At 50.7% G+C, this 19,869-nt stretch carries 22 protein-coding genes; 6 read left to right on the top strand and 16 right to left on the bottom strand.

The window, feature by feature from the left end:
- Positions 1-41: 41 nt before the first annotated feature.
- A complete protein-coding gene (locus BJU60_RS06320; protein ID WP_070328057.1) occupies positions 42-1,814 on the bottom strand; it encodes a mechanosensitive ion channel in 1,773 nt (590 codons plus the stop codon).
- Positions 1,815-2,038: 224 nt separating this feature from the next.
- Between BJU60_RS06320 and BJU60_RS06315 the strand changes: the two genes are divergently transcribed.
- The 4 genes from BJU60_RS06315 (at position 2,039) to BJU60_RS06300 (ending at position 4,608) form a co-directional block, all read left to right on the top strand.
- Positions 2,039-2,452, top strand: a complete 414-nt coding sequence (locus BJU60_RS06315) for a methylglyoxal synthase (RefSeq protein WP_070328056.1) — start codon at positions 2,039-2,041, stop codon at positions 2,450-2,452.
- A 79-nt stretch (positions 2,453-2,531) separates the two neighbouring features.
- On the top strand, positions 2,532-3,353 hold the full coding sequence (locus BJU60_RS06310) for a hypothetical protein (RefSeq protein WP_070328055.1): 822 nt from the start codon (positions 2,532-2,534) through the stop codon (positions 3,351-3,353).
- A gap of 114 nt (positions 3,354-3,467) precedes the next feature.
- Positions 3,468-3,983 carry a general stress protein gene (locus BJU60_RS06305; protein ID WP_070328054.1) on the top strand — a complete coding sequence of 172 codons (516 nt, stop codon included), beginning with the start codon at positions 3,468-3,470 and terminating at the stop codon, positions 3,981-3,983.
- Between the two features lie 13 nt (positions 3,984-3,996).
- Entirely contained in the window at positions 3,997-4,608 is a 612-nt protein-coding gene (locus BJU60_RS06300; protein WP_070328053.1) for a general stress protein, read from the top strand.
- A 46-nt stretch (positions 4,609-4,654) separates the two neighbouring features.
- On the opposite strand, the gene BJU60_RS06295 is transcribed toward BJU60_RS06300, so the two are convergent.
- Genes BJU60_RS06295 through BJU60_RS06285 form a run of 3 tightly spaced genes read right to left on the bottom strand, consistent with a single transcriptional unit; the run spans position 4,655 to position 7,932 of the window.
- On the bottom strand, positions 4,655-5,617 hold the full coding sequence (locus BJU60_RS06295) for a 2-hydroxyacid dehydrogenase (RefSeq protein ID WP_070328052.1): 963 nt from the start codon (positions 5,615-5,617) through the stop codon (positions 4,655-4,657).
- A gap of 41 nt (positions 5,618-5,658) precedes the next feature.
- Entirely contained in the window at positions 5,659-6,801 is a 1,143-nt protein-coding gene (locus BJU60_RS06290) for a YcjF family protein (RefSeq protein WP_070328051.1), read from the bottom strand.
- Positions 6,802-6,813: 12 nt separating this feature from the next.
- Entirely contained in the window at positions 6,814-7,932 is a 1,119-nt protein-coding gene (locus BJU60_RS06285) for a GTPase (RefSeq protein ID WP_070328050.1), read from the bottom strand.
- Positions 7,933-8,012: 80 nt separating this feature from the next.
- Between BJU60_RS06285 and BJU60_RS06280 the strand changes: the two genes are divergently transcribed.
- Together BJU60_RS06280 and BJU60_RS06275 are read left to right on the top strand one after the other, a co-directional pair.
- Positions 8,013-8,399, top strand: a complete 387-nt coding sequence (locus BJU60_RS06280; protein WP_070328049.1) for a VOC family protein — start codon at positions 8,013-8,015, stop codon at positions 8,397-8,399.
- Between the two features lie 96 nt (positions 8,400-8,495).
- On the top strand, positions 8,496-9,296 hold the full coding sequence (locus BJU60_RS06275) for a formate/nitrite transporter family protein (RefSeq protein ID WP_070328048.1): 801 nt from the start codon (positions 8,496-8,498) through the stop codon (positions 9,294-9,296).
- A gap of 45 nt (positions 9,297-9,341) precedes the next feature.
- On the opposite strand, the gene BJU60_RS06270 is transcribed toward BJU60_RS06275, so the two are convergent.
- From BJU60_RS06270 to BJU60_RS06220, 12 genes are all read right to left on the bottom strand, one after another.
- Positions 9,342-10,802 (bottom strand): alanine/glycine:cation symporter family protein, encoded by a 1,461-nt coding sequence (locus tag BJU60_RS06270; protein WP_070328047.1) that lies wholly within the window; start codon positions 10,800-10,802, stop codon positions 9,342-9,344.
- Positions 10,803-11,148: 346 nt separating this feature from the next.
- Positions 11,149-11,316: a hypothetical protein gene (locus BJU60_RS15215; protein ID WP_016507944.1), complete on the bottom strand. Its 168-nt coding sequence runs from the start codon at positions 11,314-11,316 to the stop codon at positions 11,149-11,151.
- Between the two features lies 1 nt (position 11,317).
- Positions 11,318-11,521, bottom strand: coding sequence for a YwbE family protein (locus tag BJU60_RS06265; protein WP_016508010.1), 204 nt, complete (start codon positions 11,519-11,521; stop codon positions 11,318-11,320).
- Positions 11,522-11,585: 64 nt separating this feature from the next.
- Complete coding sequence (locus tag BJU60_RS06260) at positions 11,586-11,918, bottom strand: hypothetical protein (protein WP_070328046.1); 333 nt, start codon at positions 11,916-11,918, stop codon at positions 11,586-11,588.
- 38 nt (positions 11,919-11,956) lie between these two features.
- Positions 11,957-12,316, bottom strand: a complete 360-nt coding sequence (gene mnhG / locus BJU60_RS06255; RefSeq protein ID WP_070328045.1) for a monovalent cation/H(+) antiporter subunit G — start codon at positions 12,314-12,316, stop codon at positions 11,957-11,959.
- Positions 12,303-12,578: a Na(+)/H(+) antiporter subunit F1 gene (locus tag BJU60_RS06250; protein WP_016507952.1), complete on the bottom strand. Its 276-nt coding sequence runs from the start codon at positions 12,576-12,578 to the stop codon at positions 12,303-12,305. Before BJU60_RS06250 ends, mnhG begins: the two co-directional genes overlap by 14 nt.
- Positions 12,578-13,054: a Na+/H+ antiporter subunit E gene (locus BJU60_RS06245; RefSeq protein WP_070328044.1), complete on the bottom strand. Its 477-nt coding sequence runs from the start codon at positions 13,052-13,054 to the stop codon at positions 12,578-12,580. Before BJU60_RS06245 ends, BJU60_RS06250 begins: the two co-directional genes overlap by 1 nt.
- The gene (locus BJU60_RS06240) at positions 13,051-14,541 is read right to left on the bottom strand and encodes a Na+/H+ antiporter subunit D (RefSeq protein ID WP_070328043.1); all 1,491 of its coding nucleotides are present in this window, start codon (positions 14,539-14,541) and stop codon (positions 13,051-13,053) included. Before BJU60_RS06240 ends, BJU60_RS06245 begins: the two co-directional genes overlap by 4 nt.
- Positions 14,534-14,872 (bottom strand): Na(+)/H(+) antiporter subunit C, encoded by a 339-nt coding sequence (locus BJU60_RS06235; protein ID WP_070328042.1) that lies wholly within the window; start codon positions 14,870-14,872, stop codon positions 14,534-14,536. Before BJU60_RS06235 ends, BJU60_RS06240 begins: the two co-directional genes overlap by 8 nt.
- The gene (locus BJU60_RS06230; protein ID WP_070328041.1) at positions 14,872-15,309 is read right to left on the bottom strand and encodes a Na(+)/H(+) antiporter subunit B; all 438 of its coding nucleotides are present in this window, start codon (positions 15,307-15,309) and stop codon (positions 14,872-14,874) included. The genes BJU60_RS06235 and BJU60_RS06230 overlap by 1 nt, the downstream gene beginning before the upstream one ends.
- A complete protein-coding gene (locus BJU60_RS06225; RefSeq protein ID WP_070328040.1) occupies positions 15,306-17,714 on the bottom strand; it encodes a Na+/H+ antiporter subunit A in 2,409 nt (802 codons plus the stop codon). Before BJU60_RS06225 ends, BJU60_RS06230 begins: the two co-directional genes overlap by 4 nt.
- 453 nt (positions 17,715-18,167) lie before the next feature.
- A complete protein-coding gene (locus tag BJU60_RS06220; RefSeq protein ID WP_070328294.1) occupies positions 18,168-19,823 on the bottom strand; it encodes a glycoside hydrolase family 13 protein in 1,656 nt (551 codons plus the stop codon).
- Between the last annotated feature and the right edge of the window lie 46 nt (positions 19,824-19,869).

The raw sequence follows: 19,869 nt of genomic DNA, 5'->3' as shown, positions 1-19,869 counted from the left end.
AAAACGAGCCTCTCACTAGAGAGACTCGCTCAGTTCACTGATTATGGACGACGTGGACCTTCGTTGTCGTCGGGTGAACGGTTATCTTCTGGCGTGATGTTTTCATGGAACGGGTTCGGTTCTGGACCGTCCACGTTCGTCACATCCGTTGTCCGATTCGTTTCACGTTTCAACTCTTGTTTCGTTTGATCCGCTTCACGTTTCGACTGATCGATACCTTGCTTCGCCTGTCGCTTCGCAGCTTCGGCTTCTTGATTCATTTGTGCTTTCTCTTGTTCGAGACCCTCTTTTGATACTTCCGTCTCGTCGATGCTCTTCTCAGCTTTTTTCAAGTAGCGAGCTGCTGTTTCACGTCCACCGAGACCGAAGGCAAGGCCGAACGCAAGGGCGACAGCACCGAGGATAAGCAGGAACGCCGTATTGACGATCATCGGTGCGATGCCGAGCTGACTGATGGCCATGAAGAAGGCGATCCCGAGAATCGCATACTTCGCGACGTGGCGTAGTACGCTCGGTTGACCTGACGCATCGACGAGCACGCTGCCGACGAGACGCTCTGCCATATTGGCGAGCCAGAAACCGACCGCCAAGACGATGATGGCTGCAATGACCATCGGCAAGTAAGCAAAGATTGCAGTTGCGAGCGAGGCCATGAAGTCGAGGTTAGCGACTTGCAGGGCTTCCGACACGAACAACAAGATGATGATGATTTGAACGATCGTGCCGATTACTTGAGCAATCGACGTCGATGATGTCGAACGTCCACCGAGACCCATCTTGCTTGCGAGCGAGTTGACGCCCAAATTCTCAAGAAGTGATACGACCACCCCTTTGAGCCATTTGGCAACGAACACACCAGCGAGAATCAAGACGATTGCGACGATGATGTTCGGGATCATGGCCAAGACATTGTTCAACATGGAGATGGCAGGGTCTGAGATGCCTCGAATGTCGAGTGCCTCAAGTGCTGAGATTGTGACCGGGATCATGATCAAGATGAAGACGACCGTACCGACCGCTTTCGCTAGGCTTGACCCTTTCACGTAATCTGCCAAGTGAAGTTTCTCGGCAAACTTGTTGAGTCCTGCCGCTTCCAAGAACTTCGTCAAAATATCGCGGACAATTTTCGCGACGATATAACCGATCGCAAAGATGAGTGCCGCTGCGACGAGTTTCGGAATGAAGGCGAGGAAGCTGTTCAACAAGTCTTCAAACGGTCCACTGATGCCTCGGAGACCGAGCGCGTCAAGGACGGCAGGAAGTGCTAACAACAACACCAAGTAGAAGACGATGTTTGCGACCGTGTCGACCCATTTCGTCTGGTTGACACTTGTCGACTCCTGACCTGTCTTCTCCATCAACTTGCTCAAGTTGAGGCGATGACCCGCCATTTGAATCGCTTTCTTCAAGAGCGTCGCGATAATCCAGGCGACGAGTAGAATGAGACCTGCTTTGACGACTCCGGTAATTAAACCTGAGAAGCCTTCATAGATTTGACTAAACGGCTGCGTGATCGCTGGCACGTTCATAAATTCAAAGATGATTAAGAATGCGAGAAGTAATACTCCAAAGAAGACGACTTTCGCGATGATTCGTTCAGGTGTCCACCGCTTTTCTTCTTTTCCGGGTTTCTCCGGCTCTCCTTCTTGCTTGACACCAACACGATCGTCGAGGCGTGCTTTACGTAGCGCTTTGCGCGTCACGTTTTCCAGAACTTTCGCCAAAATAAAACCGACGACAAGGACAAGAAGTGCAAGCAAGAGCTCTGGCAACCAAGACATGAACGTGTTGAAATTATACGTTGTATCGTTCATCCGACATCTTCCTCCAATCTCTTTTGAAATGATTATTATTTATTTGACTCCCTTTATAAATACCAACATTTTCATATGCCTAAACATAGACAATTCTTATCCTTGAATAAATATTAACTGGAAAAATGATTTTTTAGGTAAATTTTACCTTAAGAAACAAGGCGTGTCTTTCTAGTTCAAATATGATACGAATTAAGAAGAAGTATTTTTAAGGAGGAGTCAAGATGAACATCGCCCTGATTGCCCACGATAAGAAAAAAGATGATTTAATCGTACTCGTCAAAGCCTATTCTCACATATTAGAGAAACATCATTTGTTTGCGACGGGAACGACCGGAACACGTGTCGCCGAAGCGACGGGACTTCCGGTCCATTGTTTTAAGTCGGGACCGCTCGGTGGCGACCAAGAAATCGGCGCCTCGGTCGCCCGTGGAGAGATGGATATGATCATCTTCTTCCGCGACCCATTGACGGCCCAACCCCACGAGCCGGACGTGAGTGCATTGATGCGCCTCTGTGACGTCTACTCGATTCCGCTCGCCACAAACATGGGTGGAAGTGAAATCTTGATTCGCAGCATCGAACAAGGCGACTTTGAATCGCTCAAACTTTCCCATAACGACGAACCGCCTGTATGACCATTTTATATAGAAGAGAGGAATTGTCCTGAACCCACATGTATCGAACGACCCGACCGTACAGCAATTTTACGAACAAGTGCGAACACATCTGTCTGAACTGTTAGACGATAACTCAACAGCGGAGCGCTTGCTCAACAGTTTGGCCGGGTATATTCAACAAGCAGAAAGAAGCGGTCAATCCCTCGACGGCCTGACGAGTCAAGACCCACGCGCCTATGCGATGTTCTTGATCGAAAAACCAAAAACGAACGACGAGTATCGTCGTCGTTACCGCTCCATCATCGAGCAGTCGGGCGAACTTAAAATGCATGAGAAGGTACAGGCGAACCGTGAGTTCGACTGGGCCGTCGAGCGATTGAACGAGACGCAGCTCGAACTCCAAGACATCGAAAAGCGTGACGTCTCGTTTCTCGCCTACACAAAAATCGAGGCGATCAAATCGTCTCGCCGCATTTGGAACCAGTTCGGCTGGCTGCTCGGCATGGTGCTCGCGTTCGCTTACGCCAACCTGTTGCTCGTCATGGACGACTTGTTCAGTCTACGGCTGTTCAGTGCACCGACGACCTCGTATCCGCTCGATTACTTCGCCTTCGTGCTGCCGGTCTTACTGACCGGTGCCGTCTTCGGTTTACTGACGCGCTTCCGTCACCACTTTCAGACGATTGGACGGCGCATCTTGTTCGCACTGCTCATCATTCTCGTGTATGTCGGCTTCGTGATCCTGATCCAACCGCTCCTGTTCACGCTCGGATGGTCGTTTTTGATTCAATTGACGCCCATCTACGCGTTAGTGTTGTTAGCGATTAGCGGCTTCATGGCGCTGTGGACACTCGCCGAGTTTGTCTGGAAGAGCACGCGTTGCCATCTCGGGAACGATACGATGACCATTTATTATTAATGACGCCAGTCTCAGGTGAGATGGCGTTTTTTGTTTGAACATTCGCCAGAACGGAAATTACTAATACCGTGACGTCAATTTAATCGTAAGACGAGATGATAAAGGGGGCAGACCATGTCAGACCGCAAAATGATCGGGTTATTTCATAGCGAGCAAGAAGTGATGGACAAAGTGAACGAACTCAAAAAGGCCGGGGAAGCGGAGAAAAATATGCATGTCGTAGCCAAGCGGGACGGGGAAATTTCCGCATTGCGCTATCACACCGATGTGAACGCCGAGTCTGGGATTCGAGATGTCAATTGGTTAGACCGCGTCAAAGCATTCCTTCACGGCAGCGACCGGATTCGCGATGAGCTGCGTAATATGGGTCTTAGCGATGCCGAGGCAGAGGAATACTATTCAGCCATCGACGACGGTAAACTGTTGCTTTACGTCGATAAACATTCGTACGAGCGCTATCCGAATATGTATAAAAAAGACAGTGAACTCGACCACGACCAAGGGGAAAAGGCAGACGGGATTGCATTCGATGCCAAACCGTTCAATGATCATGATGAAAAACCACGCGGTACGAAAGAAGATCCGATTGTACGGGGACATTCCGGCTTAGAGGACCATCGCCGATTATAAGGAGGAGACAACCATGAGTGAGAAACGATTTATTAGCATGTACGACACGCAAGAATCGGCTCTAGGAAAGATTGAGGAGCTACGTGTCAAAGGATACAAAGACTCAGACATTTACGTCGTCGCCAAACATGAGGACAGCGTCTCGATTTTGCGCCGTAAAACGGACGTGCACACCGAGGCCTCGCACGATACAGGTTGGTTCGACAAAGTCCGTTCGTTCTTGAGCGGCCACGAAGACGTTCACGCCGGGCTCCGCAACATGGGACTGAGCGAAGAAGAAGTCAATCGCCATTACAGCGACGTCGAGGCCGGCAAGATTTTGATCTATGTCGATGAAGACTACGAACGCCGTCACAATGAAAGTTTGACGATCGATTCGACGCCTTACAACGAGTCGAAGCACGATACGGGCCATCAAGGACATCATACAGCTGACGGTTTGGAAGTTGACTCGAAGCCGTTCAACGAATCCGCACCAGACAACCCGAACCGGGCCGTCGATCAAGAACAAGACACGCTTGATGAAAAATCCAAACTAAACGATAAAGAAGCGAAGCTTCGCGGGCTCGATGACCGAGCGTTACGCAACGATGTCGAAGATCCAGACAACATTCGCCGCTTTTAATGGACAGAAAAGAGGAACCTGACACATGGCGTCAGGTTCCTCTTTTTTACGTCAATCGATTTTTTGGTTCTTTCCCTTCGAGTACGTTGACGATGGCTTCTCGGTTGAGCGCCATCATCGAGAGGCGCGTCTTGATCGTGGCGCTACCGATATGCGGGAGCGTCGTGACGTTCGGAAGCGTCAAGAGCGGATGGTCCATCGCCACCGGTTCTTTCGCGAACACGTCGAGCCCCGCCGCCCAAATCTTGTTTGCTTTCAATGCCTCGTACAGTGCCGACTCATCGATGATCTCGCCGCGGGCGACGTTGATGAAGACGGCCGTGTCTTTCATTTTGGCAAACTGGTCGGCGCCGATCATGCCACGCGTCTGTTCGGTGAGCGGTGCGAGCACGACGACGAAATCCGACTGCTCGAGCAAGTCATCGAGTTCGGCGTAGACGAATCCGTACATCGACTCCGATTCATGACGACGCGTCCGATTATGGTACAAGACGTCCATGTCAAAGCCGCGGGCCCGGCGTGCGACCGCCTCGCCGATGCGTCCCATCCCGATAATCCCGAGCTTCGCCTGATACAGGTCCATCCCGACGTAGCCCATCGGTGTCCACGATTTCCATTCCCCTGCCCGCAAGTCACGTTCTGCCTCTCCGAGCCGGCGCCCGGTCATCATCATGAGTCCGAACGCGAGGTCCGCTGTCGTCTCGGTCAAGACGTCCGGTGTGTTCGTCACGACGATGCCGTGCTGTTTTGCCGCTTCGATGTCGATGTTGTTATAACCGACGGCCAAGTTCGAGATGACTGCGAGGTCAGGCGCCTGTTCGATCAACTCGCGGTCGATCGTGTCGCTGAGCATCGTCCATAGCGCATGAGCCGATGCTGCTTCTTTCAACAAGACGTCACGCGGTACGCTCACCGCCTCTTCGTCCCACATGCGGACGTCATACTTGTCTCGTAGCGGCGCCACTGCTTCTTCTGGCAGACGTCGTGTGATGTAAATTCGTTTCTTCATATCCATTCCCCCTGTTCTCTCTCATCGTAACAAACTTCGAATCACGATTTGTCTTTCGACATCGGATTCTCTTTTATGAACTGATCGAACAATGAACTAAAGTCACTGTTGAGCAGTTGCTCGATCGTCTTCGAAGAATCCATCGCATTGCGATACGCGACTTCATTGATGGCAAGGCCGATTGCCCAGGTGATCCCGGATGCCACTGTCGCATTGATCACGCTCGCCGCCGCGTTCGCACCTGGGAAGAACTTCATGACGTTCAACAACAGCGTCTTCGAAAGCGTCCGTCCGATTTGCGGGATGATCGTGCTGCCAATCAACGTTTTCAACATGTCATCGCTCGCTTTGACGCCCCAATAACGGAACAAGTGGACGCTCATCGTCACTTGGATCGGTGTCAACGCGATGGCATCCGCGAACGGGAGTGGCACGGCAGCGGCAGTCCCAGCACTCGCGACATAGCCCGAGATGATCCGGTTCGCCTTCTTGCGTTTCAGCTTGAGCATCGCTTCGCTCTCCGCATGAATCTCCATGAGCAATCCTTCTTGAAGTGACTGGTCGAGCTGGTCGACCGACCATGTAACGAGACGTTCCCAGTCAAGGTGGTCCCGAAGTTCAGCATCGTTCAATAACTCACCGGCGACACTTACCTGAAAAATTGCGTCTTCCGGTACGACTCCAGCCAATTCGTTTCGCAGCGCCGTCAATTCATCCATGTCGACTTGATCGATTTGCGTCAATAAGACTGCGACCGAAGTGACGTCGTTCAACTGTTTGATCAGCGTCCGATCGAGCGGTGTGACCCGTTTCATCGAGGCGTTGATGGCGTACCAGACGAGGTGCATCTGCTCGGCCGCGGGTTTTGTCTGTGCCCGTTCGACGAAGCCGATGACTTCGTCGGCATACGCCTGTTGGCGCTCACTTCCGATTTCGTACCCTTCACTATCATAGAGGACGATCGCGATGTCATCACTCATGAACTGGTGGATTCCACGCGTCACCGGCTCGCCGGCCGCCACTTTCGTCAAATCGCGACCGAACACATGGTTGACGACCGAGCTCTTCCCAGAACCGGTCGCACCGGCGATTAAAATGTTCGGCTTCTTGACTTCGCCTCGCAGACGACCCAACTCTTCTTTCAAATCGTACGTATCTAAATTAAATGGCGCTTTTTTCTCCATATGACTTCCTCCTCATTGATTGAGCGTACGCCCAAGCTGCTTCATCTCATTCTCGAATCCACGTTGCACGTCCTGAACAATCGCTTGCCTGACCGTCTCATACTGTTGGTCGATGGCTTTTTTGATGCCCCGCTCCGCTGTCCGGCGCTTGAACGCCCAGTAAATGAAATGAATACCCGGAATCATCCCGAGCACCATCTTTCGAATCGTCCGCTTAAATGAATAATCAAAGCCGAGTTCGACCCGGCGCGTCTTGAAGCCGACGTCAGCTTGTTTGCCGACGAGCGGATAGCGCTCCATCAGTTGAATGTAATGACGGACCCCCTGCGCCATCGCTTCTTCTGTCGTGAGCGCGGCCTGTTCGAGCGTGCTCTCCAAATCTTTTTCGATTTGACGCGCTTTCCAGCTGATCATTGCTTGCGGGGTGATCATCCGAATTTTTTCAGCCGAACGGTAACTCCGGTCGCGCCACGCTTCGAGCTCGTCCAATAAATGCCGGGTCAAGTTGAGCGGTAATTTCCGCTCGACATCCTGCCAGAGGTTCGTTCGGTTCCGCTGCCAGACCGCCTCATAACCGAGCGTCGATACGACTTGTCCGCTCAGCAGCTTTTTCTCGACACTGTTCACCCGGATCATGGCGTCACGATTGATGCCAAGTTCTCGCATCAAGACGTCTTCCATCGCCTCGGCTTTCTCCACGTTCATCGCGCTGTCCGGATTATAGTTCGTTAAGATGATGGTGACGTTGCTCTCTTTCGCGTAAAGTGGCTTCAAAATCGACTCGAGCTCATACGTTTCGACACGACCTGAGTTGATCGACAGCAAATAATAAATCGTGTGGAACCAGTCAGCGATGTCGAGTGCCCCTTCCCGCTTATTGACGACGGCGATGACCGCTTCATGCCATTCTTCAGACCGGTCGGCTTCAAGTCCCCACGTATCAAAAAAGCGGAACAAGATCCCGCGTTCAAGATCGTAATACTCGTATTCGTGCAGGCCTTCTGCCGTCACCGGGCTGCCCGCCCGTGACTCGGCCACGTCACGTCCGTAAATATAGTTCAAGAAGGCGCTCTTGCCGACGCCTGTTTTTCCCGCGATCAATATGTTCGAGACAAGCCCCGTGTTGTCCATATGGTTCCCCCTGCAGTCGTTGTATAATACCATTATACTAAACGGCCGCTTTTGAAACGTCCGACGGAAGGATGAGACGCATGCTTCACCACGTAGAGCTCTATGTTTCTGACCTGAACAAAAGTTTAATCGCTTGGGACTGGCTCCTCACAGAGCTTGGGTATACGGTATACCAACAATGGGAACACGGAAAAAGTTATCGTCATGGTGAGACGTACCTCGTCTTCGTTCAAACCGAACCGGCATACCTCGAACCCTCGTACCATCGGAAGCGAACAGGACTGAACCACCTCGCCTTTCACGCTGAATCGGTGGAGCAACTCGAATCTTTTCGCAGCCGCTTGTCCCGTTACGGCTTCAATGAGCTGTACGCCGACCGTTTTCCGTATGCGGGCGGTCCGAACTACGTCGCGCTCTATTTCGAAGACCCGGATCGCATCAAAGTCGAACTCGTGGCGACGATGTGAACGGATACAAATCCCCTTATCGAAAGTTTGTGAAAACAATTGCAAACTTTTTTAAGACCTCCTAGACTTAAGTTGTCTAAAGGAGGTCTTATTCAAATGGAAAAACAAGTTATCGATTATATGGAAGAAGCCGCCCATAAAAAAGCGACGCTCCTTCATCACTCGTTCGGTCAATACGCACTTCGCTCGCTCGTCGCCGGTTTTTTGATCGGGATCGGAGTCGTCTTCGCATTTACGGTCGGAAACATGTTCATCGACGTACCAGGGACGATGCTGTTTGCCGGCATGAGTTTCTCGGTCGCACTCGTCTTCATCGTCTGGATGGGCGGAGAGCTGTTCACGAGCAACACGATGTACTTGTATACCGGTGCGAAGCGTGGACGTGTCGCATGGAGCGATCTTGTCAAAGTGTGGGGCATCAGCTGGATCGGCAACTTGGTCGGCGCGCTGTTGCTCACGATCCTTGTCATCGGCGCCCACAGCATGGGTGACATGAATAGTGACCACTTGCTCGCAGTCGTAGCTGCTAAAAAGATGGGCGGTGACGCACTCGCCATTTTCTTAAAAGGAATTCTTTGTAACGTACTCGTCTGTATCGCCATCTTCATGCCGCTCAAGACGCAAAACGACGTCGCCAAAATCATGTTGACGATGCTCCCGGTCGTCGTCTTTTTCGCCGCCGGTTTCGAGCACTCGATCGCCAACATGGGTATCTTCGGGCTGGCCCTCTATTATGTGCCGTCTGAAGCCATCAACATCGGGCTCGCACTCTATAATCTACTGTTTGCCACACTCGGTAATATCGTCGGGGGCGCCTTGTTCGTCGCCGGCACGTACCTCCATTTGAACGCAAAACCTGGGACAGCGAACGTGGAAACGCTCCGCCAGAACGCATAAAAAGACAGGGGCCCCGATGCAGGGCCCCTGTTGTTGCGTAAATGATTATTTTGACGAATCGGCAGCGGCGATTTGAACCGCACCTTCTGCGACTTCGTCCTCGTCGACGTCCCAACATTCCGTGTTCTCGATGCCGAGCTTACGGGCCGAGAAGCGTGGGTTGAGACCTTGGGCCCGTTGCTCTTCGTAGTCACGAAGTACTTTGAAGGCAACACCGCCGAGAAGCGAGATGGCGACCAAGTTGATGAGTGTCATACCGGCCATGAACAAGTCGGCGAGACTCCAAACGAAGCCAAGGCTCGCGACCGAACCGAGGAAGACAAAGCCCATTGTGAGAAGGCGGAAACCGAAGACAGCGCCTTTGCTCTTCTTGATGAACTCGATGTTCGTCTCACCGTAGTAGTAGCTACCGACGATCGAGCTGAATGCGAACAAGAGGACACTGACGGCGATGAAGCCAGGTGCCCAAGCACCGATTTGCTCAGCCAACGCGTTTTGAAGGAGTGCGATCCCTTCACCGTTACCAGCCGCGTAGCTGTCCGAAAGGAGGACGATAGCCGCTGTCGCCGTACAGACGATCAACGTATCCAAGAACACACCGAGCGTCTGCATGAAACCTTGTTTCGCCGGGTGTGACACTTCTGCTGCCGCTGCTGCGTTCGGTGCCGAACCCATACCAGCTTCGTTCGAGAAGAGACCACGACGGACACCCATCATGATAGCCGCACCGACCGAACCGCCAAACGCTTGCTCGATTCCGAACGCGCTCTTGAAGATCATGCCGAGGACGGCTGGCATTTCTGTGATGTTCACGACGACGACATAAAGAGCGACGATCAAGTAAAGGACAGCCATGATCGGTACGACGATTGCCGAGAAGTTCGCGACACGTCGGACGCCACCGAAGATGACGAGTCCTGTCAAGACGACGAGGATAGCGCCACCGACTGCAGCTTCGAGACCGAACGCGTTATCAAACGCTGCTGCGATCGTGTTCGATTGTACCGAGTTGAAGATAAGACCGAACGTGAATGCAATCAATACTGCAAAGATGATACCAAGGACGCGGTTGTTGAGCCCTTTTTCAATGTAGTAAGCTGGACCGCCGCGGTATGCGACGTCGTCTTTTACTTTATACACTTGAGCGAGCGTGCTCTCGATCATCGCGGTAGCACCACCGACGAGGGCGACGATCCACATCCAGAACACTGCTCCCGGTCCACCGAGTGTGATCGCGACCGTGACCCCTGCCAAGTTACCAGTTCCGATTCGCGTTGCCGCTCCGATGAAGAACGACTTCGCCGAGCTGATGCTCTTACTATCTGTGGCATCTGATTTTTCTGTGACGACACGGAACATCTCTTTTAAGTAGCGGAACTGCATAAACCTTGTCTTGACCGTAAAGTAAATCCCGGCCCCAATCAATCCGACGATAAGCACGTACGACCATAAGATGTTGTTTAAAAAGTCGACGCTTCCTTGTAACAAGTTTTGTACAGCTTCCATGAATAAGTTCCTCCCTGTTGTGGAAATCTAAGTTGAAGATTTTTTATGATGTCTTAGTTCTGAATTATACAAAGATTCTGACAATTAGCAACAATTTTTTTATAGGTGAGTTCACAAAAAATTCACATGATACACGACAAAAAGACTGAAAAACCGACACTTAAAGCGCTTACATACTATTTTGGAAGAATGAATAAATCATCATTTTTATTTCGTTATTTGATTTAAGGTTTCACTTTTTTTAAAGAAGCTTCATCTGCATGACTTCAACGATCGCCATTTCATTGACGCGTCGTCTGATTGACCCCAACAAAAAAACAGTCGCTCGCATGAGCAACTGCTTGGTTTATACGCCGGTCCGTTTCTTCTGGTTGTTCGGCTTTTTCGTCAACTGGTTCGTCAACGGTTTTTGCTTCGTCCCACGAAGTCCTGTCGGCACTTTCGTTTCGTTCTGTTTCTTCTCGGCGAGTTTTTGCTTCATTGCCTCTTGGAAACTCAATTTCTTTTCACTCATATTATTCACCTCCAGCTTCGATCACTTTTACCCGACCGACCTGTCCATCGTTTAAGCGTACTTTAATGCCGTGCGGGTGACTTGGCGAGTTCGTCAAAATGTCTTTGACGACGCCTTTCGTCAACTTCCCGCTCCGCTGATCTTGTTTCAGGACGATCTGGACGTGGAGTCCTGGGCGAATGTCCGCGCGTTTCTTACCATCCATACCCGACACCCCTTTCCGTATAGTCAACCTCTATCATATGCTCTTTTCCCGCATTTGTCACAGTCTATTCTACGACACCGATTTGTCTGACCATAGTCGTCACGTAGCTTTGGTCGGTCTGAAACGTCCGAATGGATGTGTCACGGACAATTTGGACGTCGACGACACCGCGTTTGAATGCCAGCGTTACGATCGCGTGTCCGGCTTCATTGACGAGTTGTGCCGTACCGTCAAGTTCGTGATAGGTTTTTGTGAGCGCCCGGGCAAACGCGATATAATCTGCTGTCGTGACTGCTTCGACGTGACCGAAGATATCGATGGACACAGCCTCTCGACTAGCCCATATGATTGTCAGTCGATGCGTCTCAACCTCATTCCCGATTTCGATTTGATGCATCGAACCCCTCCTAAAAACACTCCCCGAAACGGAGAGTGTCAGTGTACGTCTTTTCGTGCTTCCGGATACTTTTTCTTCAAATCGTCCTGCGTCGTCAATTCAGAGAGCGGGACGCCTGTCCGATAAGCAGCACGTGACACCATCATTGCCGCAAGTGGCGCCGTCAAGAAGACGAAGAGAATCGTCAGCAAAATCTTTCCGGAGAACATCCCTTCTGCGAGCAGGAAATAGAGGAACGTCCCGACCATGACGGTGATGACGCCGAGCGTGGCGCTTTTCGTCGCCGAGTGTGTCCGCCCATACACGTCCGGAAAACGGATGAACCCGATTCCACCAACCAAGCTCAGAAAGCCTCCGATTAGACATAGGATGGCAACAATCCATTCAATCACGGTCAAAGATATCCCCCCTCTCAATGAATTTCGACAGTGCGATTGTTCCGATAAAGGCGAGGATTCCGATGACAAGAATGACCTCGGCGTAAGCAATCGTCTCTTGCAGAATCATCAAAATCCCGATGATCCCGATTAACGTGATCCCAATCGCATCGAGCGCAACAATCCGATCCGGCATCGTCGGCCCTTTGACAGTTCGGATGAACGAAATGACGAGCGAGATTGACATAAAGAATAACGCGATCATAAGCAACACTTTAAACATTAATGTGTCACCTCCATAATCGCTTTTTCGAACGTGTTATGAATCTCACGAATCATCTGTTCCTTGTTTGGAACGTGAATCGAGTGGACGAAGATCGACTTTTTATCTTCTGAAAAATCCATCGAGAGTGTTCCCGGCGTCAGACTGATGAGCGAAGCGAGGAGCGTCAACTCCCAATCCGACTTGAGTTGCGTCGGGACTTCGATGATTCCGGGCTCGATGTTTAGTTTCGGACTGAGCAGCACTTTGACAACATCGATGTTCGACTTGATCAGCTCTTTAATGAACAAGGCGATCAGTTTGAATGCGGCGAAAACGCGGCGCATATAAAAGTCGAACTGCAGGAAACGGCGCAAGACGAACAAGATGAATATCCCGACGATATAGCCAAGCAAGAAATCGACGCCGGTGTAGCTATTCCAAAGCACCGCCCACATGATGGCGATGACTGTGTTGAGAACGATTTGAAACGTCATGCTCCCCCTCCTTTCAAGACCGAATCAATATAAATTGACGGATCGAGCAACTGATTCGACGCTTCAAGGAAGAACGAGAGAATCGGCTGCGCCGCGACACCGAGCACCGTCGTCAAAATGACGAGCGGGATGGCCGGGAGTAGCAAGTCCCCGACTTTAATTTTCCCTTGCGCTTTTGTATGCTTCTGTTCGCCCCAGAACACGTACATGAAGATTTTGATCATCGAGAACAGTGTCAGCATCCCGACAGCGAGCGCAATCCCGCTAACAACGTACTGACCAGTCTCAAAACCTGCGATGACGAGCGACAGTTTACTGATGAAGCCACTGAACGGTGGGATTCCAGCAATCGCAATCCCCGTAATGAAGAACATCCATCCGAGAAGAGGGTGCGTCTTCAACAGTCCCCCCATCTGTTTGAGGTCGGTCGTGCCAGTAATCCGTTGTGCCGTCCCAGCATAGAGGAAAAGCGCCGTCTTCACGATGATGTTGTGGACGATATAATAAATCGCGGCCGCAATTGCCAGACTCGTGTATAGACCGAGAGCGATGACCATATAACCGACCTGCGACACGATGTGATACGACAAGATTCGTTTGAAATCAAAGTTCGAAACCGCACCGAGACCACCGATGACGATCGTGATTGCACCGACCCAAATGAGGATGGGCTGTGTGAAGTCAAGGTTGTGCGGGAAGATGAGCGTGAACGTTCGGATGATGGCGTAAATACCAACTTTCGTCAGCAATCCACCGAACAAGGCAGCGACAGCGGCCGGCGGGCCGAAATACGAGCGTGGAAGCCAGAAGTACAGCGGGAATAACGCCCCTTTCATGCCGAAAACGATGAAGTAGAACATCGCGATAACGTTCAATACACCGACTTGTTCGAGCTCAGCAACGCGTTCGGCGAGGTGCGCCATATTGAGCGTCCCTGTCACCGCGTACGTGAACGCCATCGTTGCGATGAACAAAATCGAAGCGAAGATGTTCATGACGACATACTTGAGAGATTCGCGAAGCTGATAGTCCGTACCACCCATAACAATCAGGACGTATGACGAAATGAGCATCACTTCGAAGAAGACGAATAGGTTAAAGATGTCACCTGTCAAGAACGCTCCGTTCACACCCGTCAATAGGAAGAAGTAGAACGGGTAAAAATAGAACTTTTCTCGTTCCGGAGCAATTGTCCGGAAAGCAAAGAAAAGACAGAGCAAGCCGACGATTGACGACATGAGCACCATGATCGCCGCAAATAAATCAGCTACGAGCACGATTCCAAACGGCGCCGACCAACTGCCCACTTCTAACACGACAATCCCTTCGGCACGGACAACAGTGAGTAAATAAATCGAGACGCCGAGCATAATAATCGCGGTCAATCCGCTCAAGAAGCGCTGGGTACCGATTCGTTTCGAAAACAAAATCAAGATTGCCCCGACCGCGAACGGAATCAGAAACGGGAGTACGAGCAAGTTATTCATCAGCCGACCCCCTTAATTTTTCTAAATCATCCGTCTTGAACGCTTGGTACGTACGATACGACAGGACGAGTAAAAATGATGTCATCCCGAAGCTAATGACGAGTGCCGTCAAGACGAGCGCCTGTGGCAATGGATCAGCGTACGCTTCAGAATTTAAATTGAGCAACGGCGGTGTACCTGTCTGGAGACCTGCCATCGTCAACAGTAAGAAGTGCGCCCCGTGCGACAAAAGGATTAAACCGAGCACGATTCGCAACAAGCTTTTCGTCAGTAACAGGTAAGTGCCGACCGTGAAGAGGACACCGACCGTAATCGACATGAGTATTTCCATTACGAATCATCCTCCGCAATCGCTAAAATTATTGTCAAGGCAATACCAACAACGACCAGATAAATCCCTAAATCGAATGGTAATGAAGTCGCCAGTCCAGTTCTCCCAAGTACAGGCAAGTTCACGTACTCATAAAACTGACTCAAGAATGGGTAACCGAACAACATGCTCGAGACACCCGTAAACAAGGCGACGAGCAAACCGACAGCAATCATCGTGGTGAAATTGAACGGGAGCGCCTTCTTGATGCTTTTCATGTCGAACCCTAAATACATGAGGAGAAGCGCACTCGCCGTCATCAATCCACCGATGAATCCTCCGCCAGGGTTGTTGTGCCCGGCGAAGAACAAGTAAAGCGAAAATGCGAGCAAGACAAACGTGACGACCCGAGTGATGCTATGGAGCATCAAGTTACTGGCTCTCGCTTGTTTTCTCATACGTCTTCTCCTCCTTTCAATTTCAATTTAATCAGCGTAACGATCCCGAGCGCGGCCACGGCAAGAACGAGTACTTCGAGCAACGTATCTAACCCACGGAAGTCGACAAGAATGACGTTGACGACGTTATATCCTCCGCCGAGCTCTTTCGCATTTTCGAGGAAATAATCCGAAATCGAATCATAATCCGCGAGGTTTCCGAGCGCCGCCGAACTGAGGGCGACGAGCGTCATCATGACCCCTACACCGACCGAGATGATCAAGTTCGTCACGTTCAAGCGTGGCGTGAACTTCTCTTTACGCATCTCAGGCAAGTGATAGAACGCGAGCATGAAGATGACGAGCGTCACCGTTTCGACGAGTAGCTTCGTGAGTGCCAAGTCGGGAGCTCTGAACACAATCAACAAGAGAGCGAGCAAGAACCCGATGACACCGACGACGATGACAGCGGTGATGCGGTGATTCACGAACGGGACCGTGACAATCGCCCCGATGAGGAGCGGAATCAAAATCCACATGAACGGCTCAATCATACTCGTGTTGGCCGTATCAATGGCGAAGGCATCGAAGCGCCAAAACGTGTAGCCAACGAGGAGAAGCATGAACGTGAAGATATAGGCAAAGTAGTCACGCAAGAGACCTGTCATCTGTAGACGTGTGATCCATTGCGAACCTGACGTGAGACCTGTCAACGCATTGTCATAGTACCAGTTGAACGGGTCACGTTCCCGGTTATAAATCGCAAGTCTCGTCCATCGCCCCATGATGGAGAACAAGAACGAGGCAATCAAGACGACACCGAATGTCATGAGCAACTCCGTGTTAATCCCGTGCCAAAGCTTGATGTTGACGATGAACTGTTCACCGTCTGGCAAATACGTTGGCAAGATGGCTTGTTTTGCCGGTTCGATGATTGAATACGACAACAAGTTCGGGAACAGACCGAAGACAATAACGAGCACAACGAGGATAATTGGACTAATTAGCATCCCAATCGGTGCCTCATGTACCTTACGATTGTAATTGTCCGGCTCAAACTTCCCGCGGAACGTGCGGAAGAACATGATCAAGCTGTACAAGAATGTGAAGATACTCGCGACCCAAGCGACAAGCGGAAACATCAGTCCGAGCGAACCGACATCGAACGCTTCAAAGTTTCGAACGTCCAACATCGCCGTGAAGAACTTCTCTTTACTCAAGAAGCCGTTGAACGGCGGCAATCCGGCCATCGACGCAAGTCCGATGAGCGAAACGGTAAACGTGATCGGCATGACTGTCATCAAGCCGCCGAGTTTCCGGATGTCACGGGTTCCGGTCTCATGGTCGATAATCCCAACTGCCATGAAGAGTGCGCCTTTGAACGTCGCATGATTGAACAAGTGGAAGATTGCGACGAGAATTGCTTGCGTATATATCGGGTCATCTGCCCCGTCAGCGAGCGCGGCCGATCCGACTCCGAGTAGCGACATGATCAGACCGAGTTGGCTCACCGTCGAGAAGGCGAGAATCCCTTTCAAGTCCTTTTGCCGAACCGCCGAGATCGAGCCCCAAAGGAGCGTCACAAGTCCGACGATTGACAGCGTCCAGAACCAAACAGTCGAACCGCCGAATACTGGTGTCATCCGAGCGACAAGATAAATCCCGGCCTTGACCATCGTGGCTGAATGCAAGTAAGCACTGACCGGTGTCGGAGCCTCCATCGCATCTGGTAGCCAGATATGGAACGGGAACTGTGCCGACTTCGTGAACGCACCGAGCAAGATGAGGATCATCGCTGGCACAAACATCGGACTCGCTTGAACGATATCGACATTGGCAATAATCTCACGAATACTGAATGTGCCTGTCATCTGATACAAGAGGACGAATCCACCGAGCATCGCCAGACCACCGGCGACGGTGATGAGCATCGATTTTTGAGCACCTTTTGTCGACTTGTCTTTATGGAACCAGTAGCTGATGAGGAGGGCTGACGCCATGCTTGTCACTTCCCAGAACACGTACAGTACGATCAAGTTGTCCGACAAGACGACCCCGAGCATTGCTCCCATAAACAGCATCAAATAGACGTAAAAATTTCCGAGCCGTTCCTTTTTAGAGAGATAGAAGATAGAATACAGAACAACGAGCGATCCGATTCCTGTGATTAATAGTACAAACAACATACTTAAACCGTCTAAATACGCTGTAAAATTGATACCGAGCTCTGGAATCCATGACACAGTCGTCTCAACGACTTGGCCGGACGAAATCACCGGCAACCAGTTCAGAAAGTAGATGAACAGTGCCGTCGGGAGTAACCAGACAAACCATCCTGTATGAATTTTCGAGACGTACTTAAACAAAAATGGCACGATGATAGCGAATAAAAAAGGCGATAAAATCACCCAATGCAATGCGGACAATACGTTCCCTCCTTCAACCATCTCTCAATTTTTCTTGAAATACCTTGTAAGGTAATCTTTTACATTAGAGAATTTAGATTCCTTTTTCTTTTGCTTCGATGAAGTTTTCCGAATATCTTTTTCGATACCCGATTTTCATCTGACTCAACCCGGAACATTTTTTTCAATGCTCTCAGAACCTGCTGTTGAATCCCAGTATAACTTACTATTTTTTATGATTCATCCCTCCTGCTCTCGAAAATTCAAATTCACATGACCTTGTTAATAAGAAGAGACATGAAAATTTAAATTTTATTAGCCTATTTTAAAAATACTTAAAATGGAATAATAATGTATTTTAATACCAAAAAACTTTCTAAATAATCTTTTATTTTCAAACCTGTTACATCCTAAGACTCTTGAAAAAGACATAAAAAACACTTTCCCGTTAACAGGAAAGTGCTTGTGTTGAGTTTATAAGCGATATAACCGGGCTTCAAACGGCTTCAGCATGAACGTGTCTTGCTCGATCGGTTCCGGGTCCACCTCATTCGTCAAGACGAGTGTCGCCTCGTCAAGACCAGGCAGCGTCGTCTCGGCCGGATTCGCCGTCAAGTTGACGAGCACGTAAAAACGGTGCTGTTCGAACTTGCGCTCATACGCGAATACTTGCAGATGTTCCGGCACGAGATCGCGGTAACTTCCATACGTGAACGTCTCCTCGGCTCGGCGCAGTCGGATCATCGCTTTGTAGAACGACAGAATCGAGTTCACGTCTTTAGACTGTGCTTCCACGTTCAACGTCTCATATTCGGCATGGATCGGCATCCACGGGGTGGCTGACGAGAAGCCGCCGTGCAGGGAGGCGTCCCATTGCAACGGCGTCCGGACGTTGTCGCGCGACGTCCCCCACACGTGTTGCATCGAATCGATTTCACTCATCCCGTACGCGATCCGTTCGAAGTACTCGTTCTTTGTCGCGACGTCATCGTAGTCGTGAATCGATGGCAACGGCACGTTCTTCATACCGATTTCTTGCCCTTGATAGATGAACGGCGTCCCGTGCATGAAGAAGTACATCATCCCGAGCGCGGTCGCACTCTCACGCCAATAGTGGTTCTCATCCCCGACGAGCGAGACGGCACGCACCATGTCATGGTTCTCGATATAGAGGGCGTTCCACCCTGTTTCAAGCAACCCTTGTTGCCACTTGTCAAAAATACGCTTCAGTTCGACGACGTCAAGCGGGGCGAGCCGGGACTTGCGCATAATATCGACGTGGTCGAAATGGAACGCCATGTTCATCGCCCCGTTTCCAGGTCCCATCCACAGGTCGGCCGCTTTCGGCTCGATCCCGTTCGTCTCCCCGACCGTCATGATATCGTACTTGGCGAACGTCTCTCGCTTCATCTCTTGGAGATACTCGTGGATCCCCTCGATATTTGAATACATCGAGAACGCCGTGACGTGACGTTTGCCATCCGGGGAAGGCAACATCGTCTCGGTCGGCATCTTTTTAATGTGGCTGATCGCATCGACCCGGAACCCATCGATTCCTTTATCTAGCCACCAGTTGATCATATCGTAGACCGCACCGCGCACTTCTTCATTCTCCCAATTCAAGTCAGGCTGTTTTTTAGAGAACACGTGAAGGTAGTGCTGCTCGGTCGCCGCGTCATATTCCCAGGCCGATCCGCCGAAAATGCTGGCCCAGTTGTTCGGTGGCTCGTCTTCTGATCCGTCTCGCCATATATACCAATCCCGCTTCGGGTTGTCTTTCGAACTTTTCGATTCGACGAACCATGGATGTTCGTCTGACGTATGGTTGACGACGAGGTCTAGCAATAGCTTCATCCCTCGCGCATGGACCGCGCTCAGCAACGCATCGAAATCTTTCATCGTCCCGAACTCTTCCATAATGTCTTCGTAATCGCTGATGTCATAGCCGTTGTCATCGTTCGGTGATTTATACATCGGACAGAGCCAGATCACATCGATGCCGAGGTCTTCCAAGTAATCAAGCTTTTCGATAATGCCACGGAGGTCGCCGATGCCGTCCCCGTTCGAATCTTTGAAACTGCGTGGGTATATTTGATAGGCGATGGCTTCTTTCCACCATGCCCGGGCGATGCCTTGCTTCTCACTTTGTCTGAACGCCGTCTCCATACGTCAAATT

It is taken from the genome of Exiguobacterium aurantiacum (genome assembly GCF_001766415.1).
GTDB classification, from domain to species: Bacteria; Bacillota; Bacilli; order Exiguobacteriales; family Exiguobacteriaceae; genus Exiguobacterium; species Exiguobacterium aurantiacum_A.
Note: the sequence above shows the minus strand (reverse complement) of the source record. Positions and strands in the feature narration are given on the sequence as shown.

Coding starts and splice junctions, on each gene's coding strand:
- BJU60_RS06250 (WP_016507952.1), bottom strand. CDS start 12,578: ATGTTTAAAGTGTTGCTTATGATCGCGTTATTCTTTATGTCAATCTCG.
- BJU60_RS06260 (WP_070328046.1), bottom strand. CDS start 11,918: ATGCATCAAATCGAAATCGGGAATGAGGTTGAGACGCATCGACTGACA.
- BJU60_RS06240 (WP_070328043.1), bottom strand. CDS start 14,541: ATGAATAACTTGCTCGTACTCCCGTTTCTGATTCCGTTCGCGGTCGGG.
- BJU60_RS06315 (WP_070328056.1), top strand. CDS start 2,039: ATGAACATCGCCCTGATTGCCCACGATAAGAAAAAAGATGATTTAATC.
- BJU60_RS06265 (WP_016508010.1), bottom strand. CDS start 11,521: ATGGATGGTAAGAAACGCGCGGACATTCGCCCAGGACTCCACGTCCAG.
- BJU60_RS06305 (WP_070328054.1), top strand. CDS start 3,468: ATGTCAGACCGCAAAATGATCGGGTTATTTCATAGCGAGCAAGAAGTG.
- BJU60_RS06275 (WP_070328048.1), top strand. CDS start 8,496: ATGGAAAAACAAGTTATCGATTATATGGAAGAAGCCGCCCATAAAAAA.
- BJU60_RS06280 (WP_070328049.1), top strand. CDS start 8,013: ATGCTTCACCACGTAGAGCTCTATGTTTCTGACCTGAACAAAAGTTTA.
- BJU60_RS06270 (WP_070328047.1), bottom strand. CDS start 10,802: ATGGAAGCTGTACAAAACTTGTTACAAGGAAGCGTCGACTTTTTAAAC.
- BJU60_RS06295 (WP_070328052.1), bottom strand. CDS start 5,617: ATGAAGAAACGAATTTACATCACACGACGTCTGCCAGAAGAAGCAGTG.
- BJU60_RS06300 (WP_070328053.1), top strand. CDS start 3,997: ATGAGTGAGAAACGATTTATTAGCATGTACGACACGCAAGAATCGGCT.
- BJU60_RS06290 (WP_070328051.1), bottom strand. CDS start 6,801: ATGGAGAAAAAAGCGCCATTTAATTTAGATACGTACGATTTGAAAGAA.
- BJU60_RS06320 (WP_070328057.1), bottom strand. CDS start 1,814: ATGAACGATACAACGTATAATTTCAACACGTTCATGTCTTGGTTGCCA.
- BJU60_RS15215 (WP_016507944.1), bottom strand. CDS start 11,316: ATGAGTGAAAAGAAATTGAGTTTCCAAGAGGCAATGAAGCAAAAACTC.
- BJU60_RS06235 (WP_070328042.1), bottom strand. CDS start 14,872: ATGGAAATACTCATGTCGATTACGGTCGGTGTCCTCTTCACGGTCGGC.
- BJU60_RS06230 (WP_070328041.1), bottom strand. CDS start 15,309: ATGAGAAAACAAGCGAGAGCCAGTAACTTGATGCTCCATAGCATCACT.
- BJU60_RS06285 (WP_070328050.1), bottom strand. CDS start 7,932: ATGGACAACACGGGGCTTGTCTCGAACATATTGATCGCGGGAAAAACA.
- BJU60_RS06245 (WP_070328044.1), bottom strand. CDS start 13,054: ATGACGTTTCAAATCGTTCTCAACACAGTCATCGCCATCATGTGGGCG.